We start from the raw sequence: 17292 nt of genomic DNA on the forward strand, positions 1-17292 counted from the left end.
TCCACCCGTCGGTCGTGCGGCAGCCCGCACCGTCGTCCTGCCGATCATGGAGTGGTGGCTCGGGCAATGCCCTGGATCGGGCGTTTCGTCGACCACAACTCCATGATCGACGGGCGACGGGCGAGGGTACGGCGGGAGCAGCGGCGAGCGACGGGCCGCGAAGCGACGGGGCGGCGGCGAGCGACGGGGCCACGAGGTGGGGCGGCGGTGGCGGGGCGAGTCGCGGGTGGTGAAGCGTCGACTACGGCGGCGGGTGCTGGGTGGCAGCGCCAGCGTCAGTTACGGCGGCGGGTGCTGTGGGTGGCGAGAACGAGCGTCAGCGCCCGGGTGTGGGCGTGGGTGTGGGGGCGGTCAGCGGGTGGGGTGGTGGGTGTCGACGAAGGCGTGCCAGGCGGCCGGGGTGAAGGTGAGCGCCGGGCCGGTCGGGTCCTTGCTGTCGCGTACGGCGACGACGCCGGGCAGGTTGTCGGCTACCTCGACGCAGGCGCCGCCATTTTGATTGCTGCGGGAGGACTTGCGCCAGGCGGCACGGGTCAGGTCCATGAGTTCGCCACTTCCTCGATCAGGCGGGCGGACTGCCGGCGCGGCAGCGCCTCACCGGCCACAGTCTCCCAACGCCGTCCGAGGCTGGCAAGCTCGTTCGGGCTGTCCACGGTGTGCCCCCGGAGTTGGTTGTCCAGGTGGGCCACCTCGGTGCCGTCGGCGAGCCGGGCCAGGACGAACGGCCCGGCAAGTCCGCCGTACCACGGGGTCTCGGCCGGCACGATCCGTACCTGGACGTGCGAATGGTCGGCGAGGGCGCGCAGGTGCTCCAGTTGCTCGCGCATGGTCGTGCGCTCGCCCACCTGGCGACGCAGCGTCTGCTGATCGAGCACCGCGACGAGCTGTGGCGGCTCCTCGCGGGCGAGGATCTCCTGCCGTGCCATCCGGGCCAGCACCCGCTTCTCGATCTGCTCGTCGGTCAGCGGCGGCCCGGCCCGCAACATCGCCCGCGCGTACGCCTCGGTCTGGAGCAGGCCCGGCACCACCGCCGGGTCGTACCAGCGCAGCGCGATGGCCTCGCGCTCGATCTCGCCCCACGGTCGGAACCAGTCCGGCTCGGCGTGCAGCCGGATCAGCTCCAGTATCCCGACGAAGAGTCCGCCGGTCTCCAACACCTTGTCGAGCCGGGCCAGGTAGTCGGCGCTGAGCTGGTTCTGCCCGGTCTCCATCGCGCTGATCGACGACGGAGCGTAGTTGACCATCTTGCCCAGTTCTTCCTGGCTGAGCCCGCGCAGCTTGCGGGCCCGGCGTAGTTGGTCGCGCAGGAAACCCAGGGTTGGCATGTCCGCCATCTGTCCGCCCTCCGTCACGTAGTCGCGCCGGAGAGTAAGGATTGGTCGTTCGGGGCGGAAGCGAGTGTCGGCGTGTCGCGGTCAACCGTTGGCGAACGGTGAAGAAAGAGTGGCGCAAGAGTGCGGAAAGAGTGGCGACACGGGGTGGTGGGTTGGCACTCTCCTTGACGGAGTGCTAGCCGAGGAATAACCTGCGATTAGCACTCTCACCCTGAGGGTGCCAACGTCCGGGCCCTGGTGCCCGGGGGTTGAACGCCAGGCGGACCGGCACCCGCGACGACGGTCCCGCCCGGTGGCATGTGGCAATTGACGCCGGTCGGCATGCCGATCGGTAACGAAACCAAGTACCCCAGGAGGGTATGCCCGTGACTACCGCGACCAAGGTTGCGATCAAGCCGCTCGAGGACCGCATCGTGGTCCAGGCGAACGAGGCCGAGACCACCACCGCCTCGGGCATCGTGATCCCCGACACCGCCAAGGAGAAGCCGCAGGAGGGCACCGTCCTCGCTGTCGGCCCGGGCCGGATCGACGACAAGGGCAACCGCGTGCCGATCGACGTCTCCGTCGGCGACACCGTCCTCTACTCGAAGTACGGCGGCACCGAGGTCAAGTACGCCGGCGAGGAGTACCTGGTGCTCTCCGCCCGCGACGTCCTCGCGGTCATCGAGAAGTAACCAACCGATCAGTGACGTTGCCCCGGTCCGGTTCGCCGGGCCGGGGCAACCTCGCGTCGAAGGGACATTCATGGCGAAGATCCTGAGCTTCTCGGACGACGCCCGGCACCTGCTGGAGCACGGTGTCAACGCGCTCGCGGACGCGGTCAAGGTCACCCTCGGGCCGCGCGGGCGCAACGTCGTCCTGGACAAGAAATTCGGTGCGCCGACGATCACCAACGATGGTGTGACCATCGCCAAGGAGATCGAGCTCACCAACCCGTACGAGAACCTCGGCGCGCAGTTGGTCAAGGAGGTGGCGACCAAGACCAACGACGTCGCCGGCGACGGGACCACCACCGCGACCGTGCTGGCCCAGGCCATGGTCCGCGAAGGTCTGCGCAATGTCACCGCGGGCGCCAACCCGGCCGGCCTCAAGCGGGGCGTCGACGCGGCCGCCGCGAAGGTCTCCGAGGCGCTGCTCGGCAAGGCCGTCGAGGTCGCCGACAAGAAGGCCGTGGCGCACGTCGCGACGGTCTCCGCGCAGGACGCCACCATCGGTGAGCTGATCGCCGAGGCGATGGAGCGGGTCGGCCGCGACGGTGTGATCACCGTCGAGGAGGGCTCCGCCCTGCACACCGAGCTGGACGTGACCGAGGGTCTCCAGTTCGACAAGGGCTTCATCTCGCCGAACTTCGTCACCGACGCGGAGTCGCAGGAGTCCGTCCTGGAGGACGCGTACATCCTGATCACCACGCAGAAGATCTCGGCGATCGAGGAGCTGCTGCCGCTGCTGGAGAAGGTCCTCCAGAACAACAAGCCGCTGCTGATCGTCGCCGAGGACGTCGAGGGCCAGGCCCTGTCCACCCTGGTGGTGAACGCGATCCGCAAGACCCTCAAGGTCTGCGCGGTCAAGGCCCCCGGCTTCGGTGACCGCCGCAAGGCGATGCTCCAGGACATGGCGATCCTGACCGGCGCCGAGCTGGTCGCGCCCGAGCTGGGCTACAAGCTCGACCAGGTCGGCCTGGAGGTGCTGGGCACCGCCCGGCGCATCGTGGTCGACAAGGAGAACACCACGATCGTCGACGGTGGCGGTCAGGGCACCGAGGTCACCGACCGGGTCGCCCAGATCCGCAAGGAGATCGAGGCGTCGGACTCCGAGTGGGACCGGGAGAAGCTCGCCGAGCGGCTGGCCAAGCTCTCCGGCGGCATCGCGGTGGTCAAGGTCGGCGCGGCCACCGAGGTCGAGATGAAGGAGCGCAAGCACCGCATCGAGGACGCCATCGCCGCGACCAAGGCTGCGGTCGAGGAGGGTACGGTCCCCGGCGGCGGTGCCGCCCTGGCCCAGATCCTGCCGGTGCTCGACGACGACCTGGGCTTCACCGGTGACGAGAAGGTCGGCGTCTCGATCGTGCGCAAGGCGCTGGTCGAGCCGCTGCGCTGGATCGCCCAGAACGCCGGCCACGACGGTTACGTGGTGGTGCAGAAGGTCATCGCCGCCGAGTGGGGCACCGGTCTCGACGCGGCCGTCGGCGAGTACGTCGACCTGGCCAAGGCGGGCATCATCGACCCGGTCAAGGTGACCCGTAACGCGGTCACCAACGCCGCGTCGATCGCCGGTCTGCTGCTCACCACCGAGAGCCTCGTGGTGGACAAGCCGAAGGAGGCGGAGCCCGCCGCCGCCGGTGGCCACGGCCACGGGCACGGGCACGGCCACCAGCACGGCCCGGGTTTCTGACCCGAGGAGTACGTGGACGTGGGGCGCACCGTCGACGACGGTGCGCCCCACGTGTGTTCCGGCCCGGTCACACCGGGTCGAGGTGACTACCGGTCGGGCGTACGGTCGGAAACACTGGACCGGTGAGCAGTACGACACCCCGGTACGCCGCCCTCGCCGGTGTCGCCGCCGCAACGGCGGCCATCGGTGCCGCCGAGGTCGTGGCGGTGCTGACCGGCCCCCGTTCCGCCCCGCTGGTGGCGGTCGGTGGGCTGGTCGTGGACGCCGCCCCCGAGCCGGTGAAGCGGTTCGGCATCGCGGTCTTCGGCACGTACGACAAGATCGCCCTGCTGGTCGGGACGGCGGTGCTGCTGGCCGGTTTCGCCGCCCTGTTGGGCGTGCTGGCCGTACGCCGCCTGGTGGTCGGCCTGGCCGGCATCGCGGCGTTCGCCGCCCTCGGTGCCGGGGCGGCGCTGACCCGGGCCGGCGCGGACGGCCTGGACGCGGTGCCGTCGCTGGTCGGCGCGCTGGTCGGCGGCGTGACGCTCTGGGCGTTCGTCGCCGGTCCGCTGGAACTCGATCCGTGGCCCTGGTCCCCGCCGACGGGCGAGCGCGCGCCCGCGCCGGACGGGGCAGGGCCGCAGCACCCACCCGAGCCGGACGGGACGGGTCCGCAGCGGCGGACCGATCCGGAGTCGCGGCGGCGCTTCCTCACCGGTGTCGGCGGGGTGCTCGGGGTGGCCGTCGTCGGCGGGGCGGCCGGACGGTGGTGGGCCGGTCAACGGGGTGTCTCCGACGCGCGGGCGGCGATCAGCCTGCCCGCCCCGGTCTCCGCCGCGCCGCCGCTGCCCGCCGGTGTCGACCTGGAGGTGCCGGGCCTGGCGCGGTACGTCACCGAGAACCGGCGCTTCTATCGCATCGACACCGCGCTCGTGGTGCCGCAGGTGGATCCGGAGACGTGGCGGCTGCGCATCCACGGCCGGGTGCGCAATCCGGTGACGCTGAGCTTCGCGGACCTGTTGGCCCGGCCGATGGTGGAGCGGTACGTCACGCTGGCCTGCGTCTCCAACGAGGTCGGCGGCGATCTGATCGGCAACGCGCGGTGGCTCGGCGTACCGATCCGGGAGCTGCTCGACGAGGTGCAGCCGCTCGACGGCGCGGACCAGGTGGTCGGGCGCTCGGTGGACGGCTGGACCTGCGGCACCCCGACGGCGGTGCTGCGGGACGGGCGGGACGCGTTGCTCGCCGTCGGTATGAACGGCGAGCCGCTGCCGGTGGCGCACGGATTCCCGGCCCGGATGGTGGTGCCCGGCCTCTACGGGTACGTGTCGGCGTGCAAGTGGATCACCGAGCTGGAGCTGACCAGCTTCGCCGACTTCGACGCGTACTGGGTGCCCCGGGGCTGGTCGGCCGAGGGGCCGGTGAAGACGCAGTCGCGGATCGACACGCCCCGCCCGCGTAACCGTCCCGCCGCCGGCCCGGTCACCGTGGCCGGGGTCGCGTGGGCGCAGCACCGGGGCGTACGCCGGGTCGAGGTCCGCGTCGACGGCGGACCCTGGCAGGAGGCGGAGCTGGCACCGACGGCCTCGGTGGACACCTGGGTGCAGTGGTCCTGGCGGTGGGAGGCGACGCCCGGCGAGCACACGCTCCAGGTGCGGGCGACGGACAGCACCGGCGAGACGCAGACCGGGCAGCGGCAGGACGTGGCGCCGGACGGCGCGACGGGTTGGCACTCGGTCACCCTGACGGTCGAGTGACGCACAGACCGACGCCGCGCTTCCGGGGGGCGGGAGCGCGGCGTCGGGGGCGTTCGGTCAGGCGACGTTGCGTTGGGGCGGGAGGGCCGCCCGGTGGGAGCTGCCCAGACGGGCTTCCAACCGGTTGACGTCGACCCGGGTCTGCCGACGGTCGGCGAGGTCCTCCCAGCCGACCGCGAGCAGGCGCAGGCGCTCCGACTCGCTGAATCCACCCCACACGCCGTACGGCTCCCGCACGGCCAGCGCGTGCGCGGCGCACTCGGCGCGTACCGGGCAGGCGCGGCAGACGTTCTTGGCGGAGGACTCCCGCCGGAGCCGGGAGGATCCGCGCTCGCCGTCGGGGTGGAAGAACTGTGCGCTGTCGCGGCCACGACAGGAGCCGAGGCGCTGCCAGTCCCACAGGTCGATGATCGGTCCGGGCAGTCTACGTACGTTCGACATCTGCACCCCTCCTCTCGCGCGGCACCGCGAGATACTTCGTGGCCGGCTGTCCGGGCGGCGGGCCGCGCAGGCGCACCGTTCCCGGCCTGAGCCCCTCGGTACCCAGCCCCTTCTCGGCTCACACGTGTGTGATCGAAAACGTTTGCCGAATTGGGGCATATGCCCTATCTGTCGGAAAAGTTGGAAGAGTTGCCGGGAACCTCCTCCCGACCCCACCCCGTCATGGTCTGCTCGTGTGCGGAGAGGAGATCACAGTGCGTACGGTTCTCGTGTGCGTTCGGACGCCGCTCGCGGCGCAGCACCTGACCTCAGCGGCAGCGCGGCTGGGGCTGTCGGGTGCGGTCCGGACGGCGGTCTCCGATCCGGAGGTGATGCTCCGGCTCGCCGAGCGCCCCGCCGACGTGGTGCTCGCCGACACCGCCATCACCCGGCCCGACAGTGCCGGTTTCGTCCGGCGGGTCCTGGCCCGCGCGCCGCAGGCCAGCGTGTTGCTGCTCGGCGCGGAGGAGTCCGAGGCGGCGGCGGCGACCATCAGCGCCGGTGCGCGCGGCCTGATCCAGGGCGTGGACCACGATCTCACCAGCGCGGTCGCCAAGGCGCTGCTGCTGCTGGCCGCCTCCGGCCGGGCCAACCGGCCCCGGATCGCCGACCCGGCACGGGACACCGCCGCCGTCGGTGGCTCCGGCCGCCCGGCCCCCGGTGCCCGGCCCACCACCGGCGAGGCCGCGTCGGCCTGGCCGGGCGGTGACGCGGCCGGCGGCCCGGCGATGGTGCCGGTGCAGCGCGGTGACGACCCGGCCGAGCCGGACGCCGCTCCCGAGTCCGGCAAGGCCGTTCCGGCGCGGGCCGACCGGTCCACCGTGGGCCTCACCGAACGGGAACTCCAGGTGCTGCTCGGCATGGCCGAGGGCAAGAGCAACGCCGAGATCGGCCGCGAGCTGTTCGTCTCCGAGGACACCGTGAAGACCCACGCCCGGCGGCTGTTCCGCAAGCTGGGCGCCCGGGACCGGGCGCACGCGGTGGCCGCCGGTTTCCGGGCTGGCCTGGTCGCCTGACACCGACTGGTTAGCAGGGGCCCCCTGCTAACGCCTGGTGTATAGGAAGGGCCCCCTCCTTACCGGCCATCGGACGGCGGCTGCGGCCCGGCGGCAGGCGGGGCTCAGTCCCGGCCGATGGAGTCGTCCTCCGTGCCCTCGCTGAGGGTGTCGTGCACGCCGTCGGCGTACCCCCGGGCGTAGTCCCAGGTGACGTAGTGGTCCGGGTCCGGGTCGTAGGCCGGCTCGTGCACCCGGGGGCGGCCGGAGCTGAGCAGGTGACGCAGGTTGCCCCGGAGCAGGTCCCAGTCGAAGTAGTGCGGTTCCCGGCAGTCCTCACACTCGATGACGAGCCCGCGTACGCCGATCGGCGCCAGCAACGCCTGGTAGATCTCCAGGTCGGCGAGGTCTTCCAGCACGTCCTGGCGTTCGACGTCGGTCAGCGGATCCAGCGGGGCGTCGCGACCGGGACCCTCCAGATCGGCCGACGGATCGGTCGGATCGCCGGTGAACGGGTCGATGGGCTCGTCGTGCACCCCCTCACCGTAGACCCAAGGCACGTCGGACGCCTGTCCCCCTTCGCGCAAGCCGACGTACCCCGGTGGGGGCGTCGCCACCTCGCCGCGCGGGCCGCCGGACGCGGGCACCACCCCGGCCACTGGGTACGATGGCCCTGACGCACCCTCGCCCGGCGCTCGCCGGTGCCCACCCGTGCCACCTCGCTGAAGCCCCGTTCGACCAGCTCAGGAGAGCAATCGTGGAGAATTCGCCCCGTTCCGACCTTTTCGCCGGCGCCGAGGGTGGCGAGCTGAGCGGCCATCTGCCCGAGCTGCCGGCCGGCTCCGCCCGGGTGGTGCCGCTGGGGCTGACCTTCGACGACGTGTTGCTCCAACCCGGCGAGTCGGACGTGGTGCCCAGTCGGGTGAACACCGTCACTCGACTGACCCGCAACGTGACGCTCTCCATCCCGCTGCTCTCCAGCGCGATGGACACCGTCACCGAGGCGCGGATGGCGATCGCCATGGCCCGTCAGGGCGGCATCGGCGTGCTGCACCGCAACCTCTCGGTCGAGGACCAGGCGCTCCAGGTCGACCTGGTCAAGCGCTCCGAGTCCGGCATGATCACCAACCCGGTGACCGCCAGCCCGGACGACACGCTGCGCGAGGTGGACCAGCTCTGCGGGCGCTACCGCATCTCCGGTGTGCCGGTGGTGGACGGGCAGGGCCAGCTCGTGGGCATCGTCACCAACCGCGACATGCGCTTCGTCTCCGACCCGGCCACCCCGGTGCGCGACATCATGACCCGCGCGCCGCTGGTCACCGCGCCGGTCGGGGTGAGCAAGGAGGACGCGCTCGACCTGCTGCGCCAGCACAAGGTGGAGAAGCTGCCGATCGTCGACGGCTCCGGCAAGCTGCGCGGGCTGATCACCGTCAAGGACTTCACCAAGAGCGAGCAGTACCCGAGCGCCACCAAGGACGACGCGGGCCGGCTGCGGGTGGCCGCCGCGATCGGCGTGGGCGAGGACTCGTACAAGCGGGCCCGCGCGCTCGTCGACGCCGGGGTCGACGTGATCATCGTGGACACCGCGCACGGGCACCAGCGGGCCGTGCTGGAGATGGTCAGCCGGCTCAAGAAGGACGTGGCGATCGACATCGTCGGCGGCAACGTGGCGACCTACGCCGGGGCGAAGGCCCTGGTCGACGCCGGTGCCGACGGCGTCAAGGTGGGTGTCGGCCCCGGTGCCATCTGCACCACCCGGATCGTGGCCGGCGTCGGCGTGCCGCAGATCACGGCGATCATGGAGGCCGCCCGGGCCGCCCGTCCGGCCGGTGTGCCGGTGATCGGTGACGGCGGCATTCAATACTCCGGCGACATCGCCAAGGCGCTGGTCTCCGGCGCCGACACGGTGATGCTCGGCAGCCTGCTGGCCGGCTGCGAGGAGAGCCCGGGTGAGCTGATCTTCGTCAACGGCAAGCAGTTCAAGGCGTACCGCGGCATGGGCTCGCTCGGTGCCATGCAGTCCCGGGGCCAGGCCAAGTCGTACTCCAAGGACCGCTACTTCCAGCAGGACGTGACCAGCGACGAGAAGTTGGTGCCGGAGGGCGTCGAGGGCCAGGTTCCCTACCGTGGACCGCTCGCCCGGGTGGCCCACCAGCTCGTCGGCGGCCTGCGGCTGGCGATGGGGTACGCGGGCGCGGAGAGCATCTCCGAGCTGCACGAGCGCGGTCAGCTCATCCGGATCACGGCGGCCGGGCTCAAGGAGAGCCACCCGCACGACATCCAGATGACCGTCGAGGCGCCCAACTACCACACCCGCTGATCACCCCCTCCACCCCCGAAGACATCTGGAGTCCCCATGCGTGACGTGGTCGAGATCGGGCTGGGCAAGACCGCGCAGCGCGGCTACCACCTGGACGACATCGCGATCGTGCCGAGCCGCCGCACCCGGGACGTCGACGACGTCTCCACCGGCTGGCAGCTCGACGCGTACCAGTTCGGCATCCCCTGTGTCGGGCACCCCTCGGACGCGACGATGAGCCCGGCCTCGGCGGTCCGGCTCGGCGAACTGGGCGGTCTCGGCGTGCTCAACGTCGAGGGGCTGTGGACGCGGTACGAGAACCCGGCCAAGGTGCTGGAGGAGCTGTCCGACCTGGGCGAGGACGCCCGCGCCACCAAGCGTCTCCAGGAGGTGTACGCCGAGCCGATCCGCCCCGACCTGATCACCGAGCGGGTTCGCGAGCTGCGGGAGGGCGGCAGCACGGTGGCCGTCCGGGTGTCCCCGCAGCACACCCTGGCGTTGGCTCCGGTCATCCTCGACGCGGGCGTCGACCTCCTGGTCATCCAGGGCACGATTGTCTCGGCCGAGCACGTCTCGACCACCGACGAACCGCTCAACCTCAAGGAGTTCATCGCCGACCTCGACCTGCCGGTCATCGTCGGCGGTTGCACCGACTACAAGACCGCGCTGCACCTGATGCGGACCGGTGCGGCGGGTGTGATCGTCGGCATCGGCGGGGACGAGTGGTCCACCACCGAATCGGTGCTCGGCATCCGGGTGCCGATGGCCACCGCGATCGCCGACGCCGCCGCGGCCCGCCGGGACTACCTGGACGAGACCGGTGGCCGGTACGTGCACCTGATCGCCGACGGCGATATCCGTACCTCCGGCGACATCGCCAAGGCGCTCGGGTGCGGGGCGGACGCGGTGATGCTCGGCGAGCCGCTGTCGCTCTGCGCCGAGGCGCCGGCCGGCGGTGCCTGGTGGCACTCGGCGGCCAGCCACCCGTCGCTGCCCCGAGGTGCGTTCGAGGTCGCCGGTGAGCCGCTGGGCTCGATGGAGCGCCTGCTGTTCGGCCCCGCCGACGAGCCCGACGGCCAACTGAACCTCTTCGGTGGCCTGCGCCGGGCCATGGCCAAGTGCGGCTACCGCGACCTCAAGGAGTTCCAGCGCGTCGGCCTGGTCCTCGACCGCTGACCCCACCCGTCACCCCGCCCTCACCCGTCGCTCCGTCGATCATGGAGTTGTGGCAGGCGACCCGTATTGGTTTGCCCGGTTCGCCGCCGCCACAACTCCATGATCGATGACGTGGGCGGCGGTAGGCTCTGGCGGATGAGCAGGGGTGCGGGGCGGCGGTGGCGGGCTGGCGTGGTGGCCGTGGTGGCCGCTGTGGGGCTGGTGAGCTGCACGGGGGAGCGCGAGCCCGCGGACCGCGACGGGTTCCGGGCGGGCAGCGTCGACCTGGCCGACCCGTACGTGCCGGGCAGCGGCAACGGCGGGTACGACGTGGACCACTACCGGTTGGTGGTGCGCTACGACCCGGCCGACGACCGGCTCATCGGCCGGGCCGAGGTCAGGGCGACCGCGACCCACGGACTGTCCCGCTTCAACCTGGACCTGACCGGGCTGGCGGTCGACACGGTCACCGTGGACGGCGCACCGGCCGAGCACCGGCACGCCGACGGTGAACTGACCGTCACCCCGCGCCGGGGACTTCCCGAGGGCAGCCGGTTCACGGTCGACGTGACGTACGCCGGTGTGCCGCAGCCGATCGCCGACAACGTGTTGGGCAGCGGCGGCTTCCAGCACACCGACGACGGCGCGATCGCGCTCGGCCAGCCGCGCTCGGCGTCGACCTGGTTCCCGGTCAACGACCACCCCTCCGACAAGGCCACGTACGACATCGAGGTGACCGTCCCGGACGGCCTCGCCGCGTTGAGCAACGGGGTGCCGGGGGAGCGGACCAGCACCGACGGCTGGACCACCTGGCGGTGGGCCGAGCGCTCGCCGATGGCGAGCTACCTGACCACGCTGGTGATCGGTGACTACCGGGTCGAGACCGGCACCCACGGTGGCAAGCCGCTGGTCACCGCCGTACCGACCGGGATGCCGGCCACCGGTCCGCAGGCACGGTCACTGGCCCGCACCGGCGAGATCGCCGACTTCCTGGCCGGTCGCTTCGGGCCGTACCCGTTCGAGGCGTACGGCGGGGTGGTGGTCGACGACAGCCGCATCGGATACGCGTTGGAGACGCAGTCCCGGCCGGTCTACGGCCCGGGTTTCTTCCGTGACGGCGAACCGAACTACGCGGTGGTCGCGCACGAGTTGGCGCACCAGTGGTTCGGCAACAGTGTGGCGTTGGCCCGCTGGGGCGACATCTGGCTCAACGAGGGCTTCGCCAGCTACGCCGAGTGGCTCTGGGCGGAGCACGACGGTGGGCGTACCGCCCAGCGCAGTTTCGAACTCCAGTACGCCGACACCGACTGGTCGCGGCCCACCCTCGACCCCGGTCCGGGCCAGATGTTCAGCACCGCCGTCTACAAACGCGGGGCGCTGGTGGTGCACGCGTTGCGCCGTACCGTGGGCGACGACGCCTTCTTCGAGATCCTGCGCTCCTGGACCACCGAACGCCGGGACGGCACCGCCACCACCAGCGACTTCGTCGCCCTGGCCGAGCGGGTCTCCGGCCGGTCGCTGGGCACCTTCTTCGACACCTGGCTCACCGGCTCCACCCCGCCCGGCCTACCCTGACCACCCAACCCGCCCCGACCGCCTGTCTGCCAGACGGCGGAGGGCAGGGCGACAGACGGCAGGCCGCCGTGCGCCGCTCAGTCCGGCACGGTGAGCTTCGGGTGGTCGGCGAGGTACGCGTCCACCCGTCCGGCGCGCAGGGCGGCCAGGAACCGGCGACCGACGGTGGTCAGTTCCTCGCCCCGGTACGCGCCGCCCCGGCCGACCGACGCCCCGGGCAGGCCGACCAGCGTGAGCGTGTCCGGTGACAGCGTGCTGAGGGCGTACGCGCACTCCACGATCCGCCGCCCGCCGACATAGATCATGGCGGCGCCGAGCGCGGCGGCCACCTGCTCGACGCGCTGCGGTTGCCGGCCCAGGTCGTCGGCGAGGATCCTGCCGATCAGCGCACGGATGAGTTGCTGCTGGTGGCGCTGCCGGGTGTAGTCGCCACCGGGCAGGTAGCGCTGGCGCGCGTAGTCGAGGGCCTGCCAGCCGTTGAGGTGCCGGTCGCCCGGCTCGTAGACCATCCTCGGCCCGACGTAACCCCCGACGCCCGGGCCGGGCTGGCGGTGCTTGCCGTCCGGCTGGCGGTGCCGGGAGACGACGCGCTGGTCGACCCGGATGTCCACGCCGCCGAGGCTGTCCACCAGCTTGTCGAAGCCGCCGAAGGTGAGCACCGCGCCCGCGTCGATGCGCAGCCCGGTGTACTCGCTGACGGTGCGGCGCAGCAACTCGTACCCCTGGGCCGGGTCCGGTTCGTTCGGTCGGCCCGGGACCCGGCTGCCGTTGCTCATCGCGTGGGTGAGCTTGGTCCGCCCGCCCCGGTAGTCGGCGTCCGGGAACGCCGGGATGTCCACCAGCAGGTCGCGGGGGAGCGAGAAGAGGTAGCCCCGGGACAGTCCGGCCGGCACGTGCAGCACCAGGACGGCGTCGGCGTTCGGCTGCCAGCCGGGCACGCTGACCCGGGTGTCGATGCCGACCAGCAGCAGGTTGAGCGGGCCGGTGATGTCGGCGCCGGGTGGGGGCGTACTCGGGACGGGGCTGGGCGACGCGCTCGGCGAGGTGGCGACGTCGGTGGGCGCGGCGGTCGGCGTGCGGTCGTCGCCGACCGTCCGGGCCACCGCCACCGCGCCGACGGCCACCACCGCCACCGTGACCAGGCCGGCCACCGCCAGTGTCAGCCGTCTACGGTTTCCTCCGAACGTCATCCCCCGCCTCCTCCTGCGATGCCGGGCCGCCGCCGCACGGCGGGCCGGGTTGCCACCGACCGGCCCGCGGGCGTCCGGGACGGCGTCGTGGCACGCGTCGGGCCCACGGCGGTCGGGTGCGCTGCATGATGGCGCGAAAACCGCGCCTGGCGCGAGATCTACTCGCGAGTAATGATGCGTGCATGCGGTACGACGTGGTCGTGATCGGGTCCGGCTTCGGCGGGAGTGTCGCCGCGCTGCGGCTGGCCGAGAAGGGCTACACGGTCGGCGTGCTGGAGGCCGGCCGGCGGTTCGCCGACGACGAGTTCCCCCGGACCTCGTGGCGGCTGCGCCGGTTCCTCTGGGCGCCCCGGCTGGGCTGCTTCGGCCTGCAACGCCTCACCCTGCTGCGGGCCGCCGACCGGCGACGTGGCGGCGGGGTGCTGGTGCTGTCCGGAGCCGGTGTCGGCGGTGGGTCGCTGGTCTACGCCAACACGCTCTACGAGCCGCTGGACGCGTTCTACGACGACCCCCAGTGGCGGGACGTCACGGACTGGCGTGCCGAACTCGCCCCGCACTACGACCAGGCCAAACGGATGCTCGGGGTCACCGCGTACCCGCTGCTCACCCCGGCGGACCGGGTGATGCGGCGGGTGGCCGAGCGGATGGGGGTGGGGCACACCGTGCACGCGACCCCGGTCGGCGTGCACATCGGGCGGCCCGGCGAGTCGGTCGCCGACCCGTACTTCGGGGGTGCCGGTCCCGCGCGCACCGGCTGCACGCACTGCGGCGCCTGCATGACCGGCTGCCGCCACGGCGCGAAGAACACGCTGGTCAAGAACTACCTCTGGTTGGCCGAGCGGCTCGGTGCCGAGGTGCGTCCGCTGACCACGGTGACCGAGGTCCGGCCGGTCGGGGGCGGGTACCGGGTGCACACCGAACGCACCGGGTCCTGGCTGCGGCGGCGTCGGCAGGTGATCGAGGCCGACCAGGTGGTCTTCGCCGCCGGTGCGCTGGGCACCCAGCGGCTGCTGCACGAGATGCGGGCCGTCGGCGCGCTGCCCGGTCTCTCGCCCCGCCTCGGCGAGCTGACCCGCACCAACTCGGAGGCGATCCTCGGTGCCTCGATGTCCCGCCGGCAGGCGCGGGCGCGCGGGGTCGACCTCACCGAGGGGGTGGCGATCACCAGCTCGTTCCACCCCGACCCGCAGACCCACGTCGAGCCGGTCCGGTACGGGCGGGGCGCGAACGCGATGGGACTGCTCCAGACGCTGCTGGTCGAGGGCGGGCCGCACCGGGTCCGCCGCTGGCTGGGGCAACTGGTCCGGCATCCCGGCCGGGCCGTCCGGATGCTCTCCGTCCGTGGCTGGTCGCAACGCACCGTGATCGCCCTGGTCATGCAGTCGGTGGACAACTCGCTCACCACCCGCTGGCGGCGCGGGCCGTTCGGCGGCCGGCTGGTCTCCGGCCCCGGCCACGGCGCCCCGAACCCGACCTGGATCCCGGCCGGCCACCGGGCCGCGCGACTGCTGGCGGAGGAGATCGACGGTACGCCGGGCGGCGCGCTGACCGAGCCGTTCGACATCCCGATGACCGCGCACATCCTGGGCGGCGCGGTGATCGGCGTGTCCCCCGCCGACGGGGTGGTCGACCCGTACCACCGGGTCCACGGCCACCCGGGGCTGCACGTGCTGGGCGGTGCGGCCGTCTCGGCCAACCTCGGGGTGAATCCATCGCTGACCATCACCGCCCAGGCCGAGCGCGCCACGTCGCTCTGGCCGAACCGGGGCGAGGTCGACCCGCGTCCGCCGCTCGGCGCGCCGTACCGGCGGCTCACCGCGGTCCGCCCGCACCGTCCGGCCGTGCCGCCGGGCGCACCCGGAGCGCTGGCTGACCAGGGCGGCTCGTGACCCGCCGAGGCCGGCCACACGACGGGTGACGGGACCGCGCAGGGCGCGACCGGGGCGACCGGTGACTGTCGGTAGGCTTCGTGCACATGAGCCTGCCGCGTCCTGTCCTCGTGGTCGACTTCGGTGCCCAGTACGCCCAGCTGATCGCCCGCCGGGTACGCGAGGCGCGGGTCTACTCCGAGATCGTCCCGCACACCATGCCCGTGGCCGAGATGCTGGCCCGGAACCCGGCCGCGATCATCCTCTCCGGTGGCCCCTCCAGCGTCTACGAGCCGGGCGCGCCGCAGGTGGACGACGGGCTGTTCCACACCGGCGTGCCGGTCTTCGGCATCTGCTACGGGTTTCAGGCGATGGCCCGCTCGCTCGGCGGCACGGTGGCCCGCACCGGCAACCGCGAGTACGGCGGCACCCCGCTGCGGCCCCGCCTGCTCGACCCGGGTGTGCTGCTCCGCGACCTGCCAGCCGACCTGCCGGTCTGGATGAGTCACGGCGACTGCGTCACCGAGGCGCCCGAGGGCTTCACGGTGACCGCCGAGTCGGCCGGTGCGCCGGTCGCCGCCTTCGAGGACCTGGCCGGTCGGCGGGCCGGGGTGCAGTTCCACCCCGAGGTGGGGCACACCGCGCACGGGCAGGAGATGCTGACCCGCTTCCTGTACGACATCGCCGAGATCGAGCCGACCTGGACCGCCGAGAACATCATCGACGAGCAGGTGGCCCGGATCCGCGAGCAGGTGGGTGACAAGGAGGTCATCTGCGGGCTGAGTGGCGGGGTCGACTCCGCGGTGGCGGCCGCGCTGGTGCACAGGGCCGTCGGTGACCAGCTCACCTGCGTCTTCGTCGACCACGGCCTGCTGCGCGCGGGCGAGGCCGAGCAGGTGGAGAAGGACTACGTCGCCGCCACCGGCATCAAGCTCAAGGTGGTGGACGCCGCCGACCGGTTCCTCGGCGCGCTGGCCGGGGTGATCGACCCGGAGCAGAAGCGCAAGATCATCGGCCGGGAGTTCATCCGGGTCTTCGAGGCCGCCGCCCGTGAGGTCGCCGCCCACGGTGACGTCGAGTTCCTGGTGCAGGGCACGCTCTATCCGGACGTGGTCGAGTCCGGGGGCGGCACCGGCACCGCCAACATCAAGAGCCACCACAACGTCGGCGGGCTCCCCGACGATCTCAAGTTCGCCCTGGTCGAGCCGCTGCGCACGCTGTTCAAGGACGAGGTCCGTACGCTCGGTCTCCAGCTCGGACTGCCCGAGGCGATGGTCTGGCGGCACCCGTTCCCCGGCCCGGGCCTGGCCATCCGGATCATCGGTGCGGTCGACCGGGAGCGGCTGGACCTGCTGCGCCGGGCCGACTTCATCGCCCGCCAGGAGCTCACCGCCGCCGGGCTGGACCGCGACGTCTGGCAGTTCCCGGTGGTGCTGCTGGCCGACGTGCGCAGCGTCGGTGTGCAGGGCGACGGGCGCAGCTACGGTCATCCCGTGGTGCTGCGCCCGGTCTCCAGCGAGGACGCGATGACCGCCGACTGGTCCCGCCTGCCCTACGACGTGATCGCCCGGATCTCCACCCGGATCACCAACGAGGTCGCCGAGGTGAACCGGGTGGTCCTGGACGTCACCAGCAAGCCACCGGGCACCATCGAGTGGGAGTGACGCCTCAGACGGCCGGTCGGTCCGGCGGCTGAGGTGACGTTCCGGGGGTCGGCTGTGGCCCGGCCTCCGGCCCCGATTCGACGATCGGCTCCGGCCCGACGACCGGCGCCTGCGGGGGTGCGTGCGGGGTGGTCACCGGGCCGGTGGGGGCCGCTCCCGGGGCCGGGAAGGGCCAGGCGGGGTGCGACGGGCCACCGGCCGGTCCGGGCGGCGGCGCGGCGTGGGGCGTCGCGTCCGCCGGGTGCGGCCAGGCCGGCGCACCGGCCGGCTCCTCGGGCATCAGGAACCACATGACCGGGTACGCGAGCGCGGCGATCCCGCCGGTCAGCAACGTGCCGACGGCGAAGGCGACGCGGACCAGGGTGGGGTCGACGGCGAAGTACCGGCCGAGGCCGCTGGCCACACCGGCGATCATCCGGTCGGTGGTCGGGCGGCGCAACTGCTTGTACGGGGCCTGCGATGTGGAAGTCATGACTCCACGGTCCGCGTCGCGACGCTCATCGACCTCGGTGATGGCCCGGAGTCTTACCCTGACCTGCCCCTCAGGGGCGAGTGATCAGTCAGGAATCCGACTCTTTTCCGCTGCGGTAACCGGACACGGGGAG

Annotated in this window: 15 protein-coding genes; 9 read left to right on the forward strand and 6 right to left on the reverse strand. The window is 72.4% G+C overall.

The genetic code is table 11. The features are described 5' to 3' along the window. Nucleotides 1-351 precede the first annotated feature (351 nt). Complete coding sequence (locus ACFYTT_RS17640) at nucleotides 352-543, reverse strand: DUF397 domain-containing protein (RefSeq protein WP_176095210.1); 192 nt, start codon at nucleotides 541-543, stop codon at nucleotides 352-354. Then, the gene (locus ACFYTT_RS17645) at nucleotides 534-1334 is read right to left on the reverse strand and encodes a helix-turn-helix domain-containing protein (RefSeq protein ID WP_387260358.1); all 801 of its coding nucleotides are present in this window, start codon (nucleotides 1332-1334) and stop codon (nucleotides 534-536) included. The genes ACFYTT_RS17640 and ACFYTT_RS17645 overlap by 10 nt, the downstream gene beginning before the upstream one ends. A 359-nt stretch (nucleotides 1335-1693) precedes the next feature. Here ACFYTT_RS17645 and groES point away from each other — a divergent pair, with 359 nt between their 5' ends. The 3 genes from groES (at nucleotide 1694) to ACFYTT_RS17660 (ending at nucleotide 5461) form a co-directional block, all read left to right on the forward strand. Then, the gene (gene groES, locus ACFYTT_RS17650; protein WP_089155197.1) at nucleotides 1694-2008 is read left to right on the forward strand and encodes a co-chaperone GroES; all 315 of its coding nucleotides are present in this window, start codon (nucleotides 1694-1696) and stop codon (nucleotides 2006-2008) included. A 70-nt stretch (nucleotides 2009-2078) separates the two neighbouring features. Then, a complete protein-coding gene (gene groL, locus ACFYTT_RS17655) occupies nucleotides 2079-3725 on the forward strand; it encodes a chaperonin GroEL (protein ID WP_357210493.1) in 1647 nt (548 codons plus the stop codon). Nucleotides 3726-3847: 122 nt separating this feature from the next. After that, entirely contained in the window at nucleotides 3848-5461 is a 1614-nt protein-coding gene (locus tag ACFYTT_RS17660) for a molybdopterin-dependent oxidoreductase (protein WP_387260360.1), read from the forward strand. Nucleotides 5462-5518: 57 nt separating this feature from the next. On the opposite strand, the gene ACFYTT_RS17665 is transcribed toward ACFYTT_RS17660, so the two are convergent. Continuing rightward, nucleotides 5519-5902, reverse strand: coding sequence for a WhiB family transcriptional regulator (locus ACFYTT_RS17665; RefSeq protein ID WP_131057755.1), 384 nt, complete (start codon nucleotides 5900-5902; stop codon nucleotides 5519-5521). 254 nt (nucleotides 5903-6156) lie between these two features. Here ACFYTT_RS17665 and ACFYTT_RS17670 point away from each other — a divergent pair, with 254 nt between their 5' ends. Further along, nucleotides 6157-6957: a helix-turn-helix transcriptional regulator gene (locus ACFYTT_RS17670; protein WP_176095207.1), complete on the forward strand. Its 801-nt coding sequence runs from the start codon at nucleotides 6157-6159 to the stop codon at nucleotides 6955-6957. A 104-nt stretch (nucleotides 6958-7061) separates the two neighbouring features. Here the strand turns inward: ACFYTT_RS17670 and ACFYTT_RS17675 are convergent, their stop codons facing one another. Further along, nucleotides 7062-7472, reverse strand: coding sequence for a DUF5319 domain-containing protein (locus ACFYTT_RS17675; protein WP_387260364.1), 411 nt, complete (start codon nucleotides 7470-7472; stop codon nucleotides 7062-7064). Nucleotides 7473-7693: 221 nt separating this feature from the next. Here ACFYTT_RS17675 and guaB point away from each other — a divergent pair, with 221 nt between their 5' ends. The 3 genes from guaB to ACFYTT_RS17690 all read left to right on the forward strand — a co-directional run bounded on the left by guaB (nucleotide 7694) and on the right by ACFYTT_RS17690 (nucleotide 11965). Beyond that, nucleotides 7694-9256, forward strand: a complete 1563-nt coding sequence (gene guaB, locus ACFYTT_RS17680) for an IMP dehydrogenase (protein ID WP_176095206.1) — start codon at nucleotides 7694-7696, stop codon at nucleotides 9254-9256. Nucleotides 9257-9292: 36 nt separating this feature from the next. After that, the gene (locus ACFYTT_RS17685; protein ID WP_131053297.1) at nucleotides 9293-10411 is read left to right on the forward strand and encodes a GuaB3 family IMP dehydrogenase-related protein; all 1119 of its coding nucleotides are present in this window, start codon (nucleotides 9293-9295) and stop codon (nucleotides 10409-10411) included. A 135-nt stretch (nucleotides 10412-10546) separates the two neighbouring features. Beyond that, on the forward strand, nucleotides 10547-11965 hold the full coding sequence (locus tag ACFYTT_RS17690; protein WP_387260367.1) for a M1 family metallopeptidase: 1419 nt from the start codon (nucleotides 10547-10549) through the stop codon (nucleotides 11963-11965). A 77-nt stretch (nucleotides 11966-12042) separates the two neighbouring features. Here ACFYTT_RS17690 and ACFYTT_RS17695 read toward each other — a convergent pair whose 3' ends face one another. After that, nucleotides 12043-13155: an LCP family protein gene (locus ACFYTT_RS17695; protein WP_387260370.1), complete on the reverse strand. Its 1113-nt coding sequence runs from the start codon at nucleotides 13153-13155 to the stop codon at nucleotides 12043-12045. Nucleotides 13156-13337: 182 nt separating this feature from the next. On the opposite strand from ACFYTT_RS17695, the gene ACFYTT_RS17700 reads away from it, so the two are divergent. Next, complete coding sequence (locus ACFYTT_RS17700) at nucleotides 13338-15044, forward strand: FAD-dependent oxidoreductase (RefSeq protein WP_387260373.1); 1707 nt, start codon at nucleotides 13338-13340, stop codon at nucleotides 15042-15044. 86 nt (nucleotides 15045-15130) lie between these two features. Further along, on the forward strand, nucleotides 15131-16687 hold the full coding sequence (gene guaA, locus ACFYTT_RS17705; RefSeq protein ID WP_131053293.1) for a glutamine-hydrolyzing GMP synthase: 1557 nt from the start codon (nucleotides 15131-15133) through the stop codon (nucleotides 16685-16687). A 4-nt stretch (nucleotides 16688-16691) separates the two neighbouring features. Here guaA and ACFYTT_RS17710 read toward each other — a convergent pair whose 3' ends face one another. Then, nucleotides 16692-17159 (reverse strand): PspC domain-containing protein, encoded by a 468-nt coding sequence (locus tag ACFYTT_RS17710; RefSeq protein ID WP_131053292.1) that lies wholly within the window; start codon nucleotides 17157-17159, stop codon nucleotides 16692-16694. Nucleotides 17160-17292: the final 133 nt, after the last annotated feature.

It is taken from the genome of Micromonospora sp. NPDC003816 (assembly GCF_042874705.1).
In the GTDB taxonomy this organism is placed as follows: domain Bacteria; phylum Actinomycetota; class Actinomycetes; order Mycobacteriales; family Micromonosporaceae; genus Micromonospora.

Excerpts from the sequence above, each read along its gene's own strand:
- ACFYTT_RS17640 (WP_176095210.1), bottom strand. The coding sequence starts at position 543 with ATGGACCTGACCCGTGCCGCCTGGCGCAAGTCCTCCCGCAGCAATCAA.
- ACFYTT_RS17645 (WP_387260358.1), bottom strand. The coding sequence starts at position 1,334 with ATGGCGGACATGCCAACCCTGGGTTTCCTGCGCGACCAACTACGCCGG.
- groES (WP_089155197.1), top strand. The coding sequence starts at position 1,694 with ATGCCCGTGACTACCGCGACCAAGGTTGCGATCAAGCCGCTCGAGGAC.
- groL (WP_357210493.1), top strand. The coding sequence starts at position 2,079 with ATGGCGAAGATCCTGAGCTTCTCGGACGACGCCCGGCACCTGCTGGAG.
- ACFYTT_RS17665 (WP_131057755.1), bottom strand. The coding sequence starts at position 5,902 with ATGTCGAACGTACGTAGACTGCCCGGACCGATCATCGACCTGTGGGAC.
- ACFYTT_RS17685 (WP_131053297.1), top strand. The coding sequence starts at position 9,293 with ATGCGTGACGTGGTCGAGATCGGGCTGGGCAAGACCGCGCAGCGCGGC.
- ACFYTT_RS17690 (WP_387260367.1), top strand. The coding sequence starts at position 10,547 with ATGAGCAGGGGTGCGGGGCGGCGGTGGCGGGCTGGCGTGGTGGCCGTG.
- ACFYTT_RS17695 (WP_387260370.1), bottom strand. The coding sequence starts at position 13,155 with ATGACGTTCGGAGGAAACCGTAGACGGCTGACACTGGCGGTGGCCGGC.
- ACFYTT_RS17700 (WP_387260373.1), top strand. The coding sequence starts at position 13,338 with ATGCGGTACGACGTGGTCGTGATCGGGTCCGGCTTCGGCGGGAGTGTC.
- guaA (WP_131053293.1), top strand. The coding sequence starts at position 15,131 with ATGAGCCTGCCGCGTCCTGTCCTCGTGGTCGACTTCGGTGCCCAGTAC.
- ACFYTT_RS17710 (WP_131053292.1), bottom strand. The coding sequence starts at position 17,159 with ATGACTTCCACATCGCAGGCCCCGTACAAGCAGTTGCGCCGCCCGACC.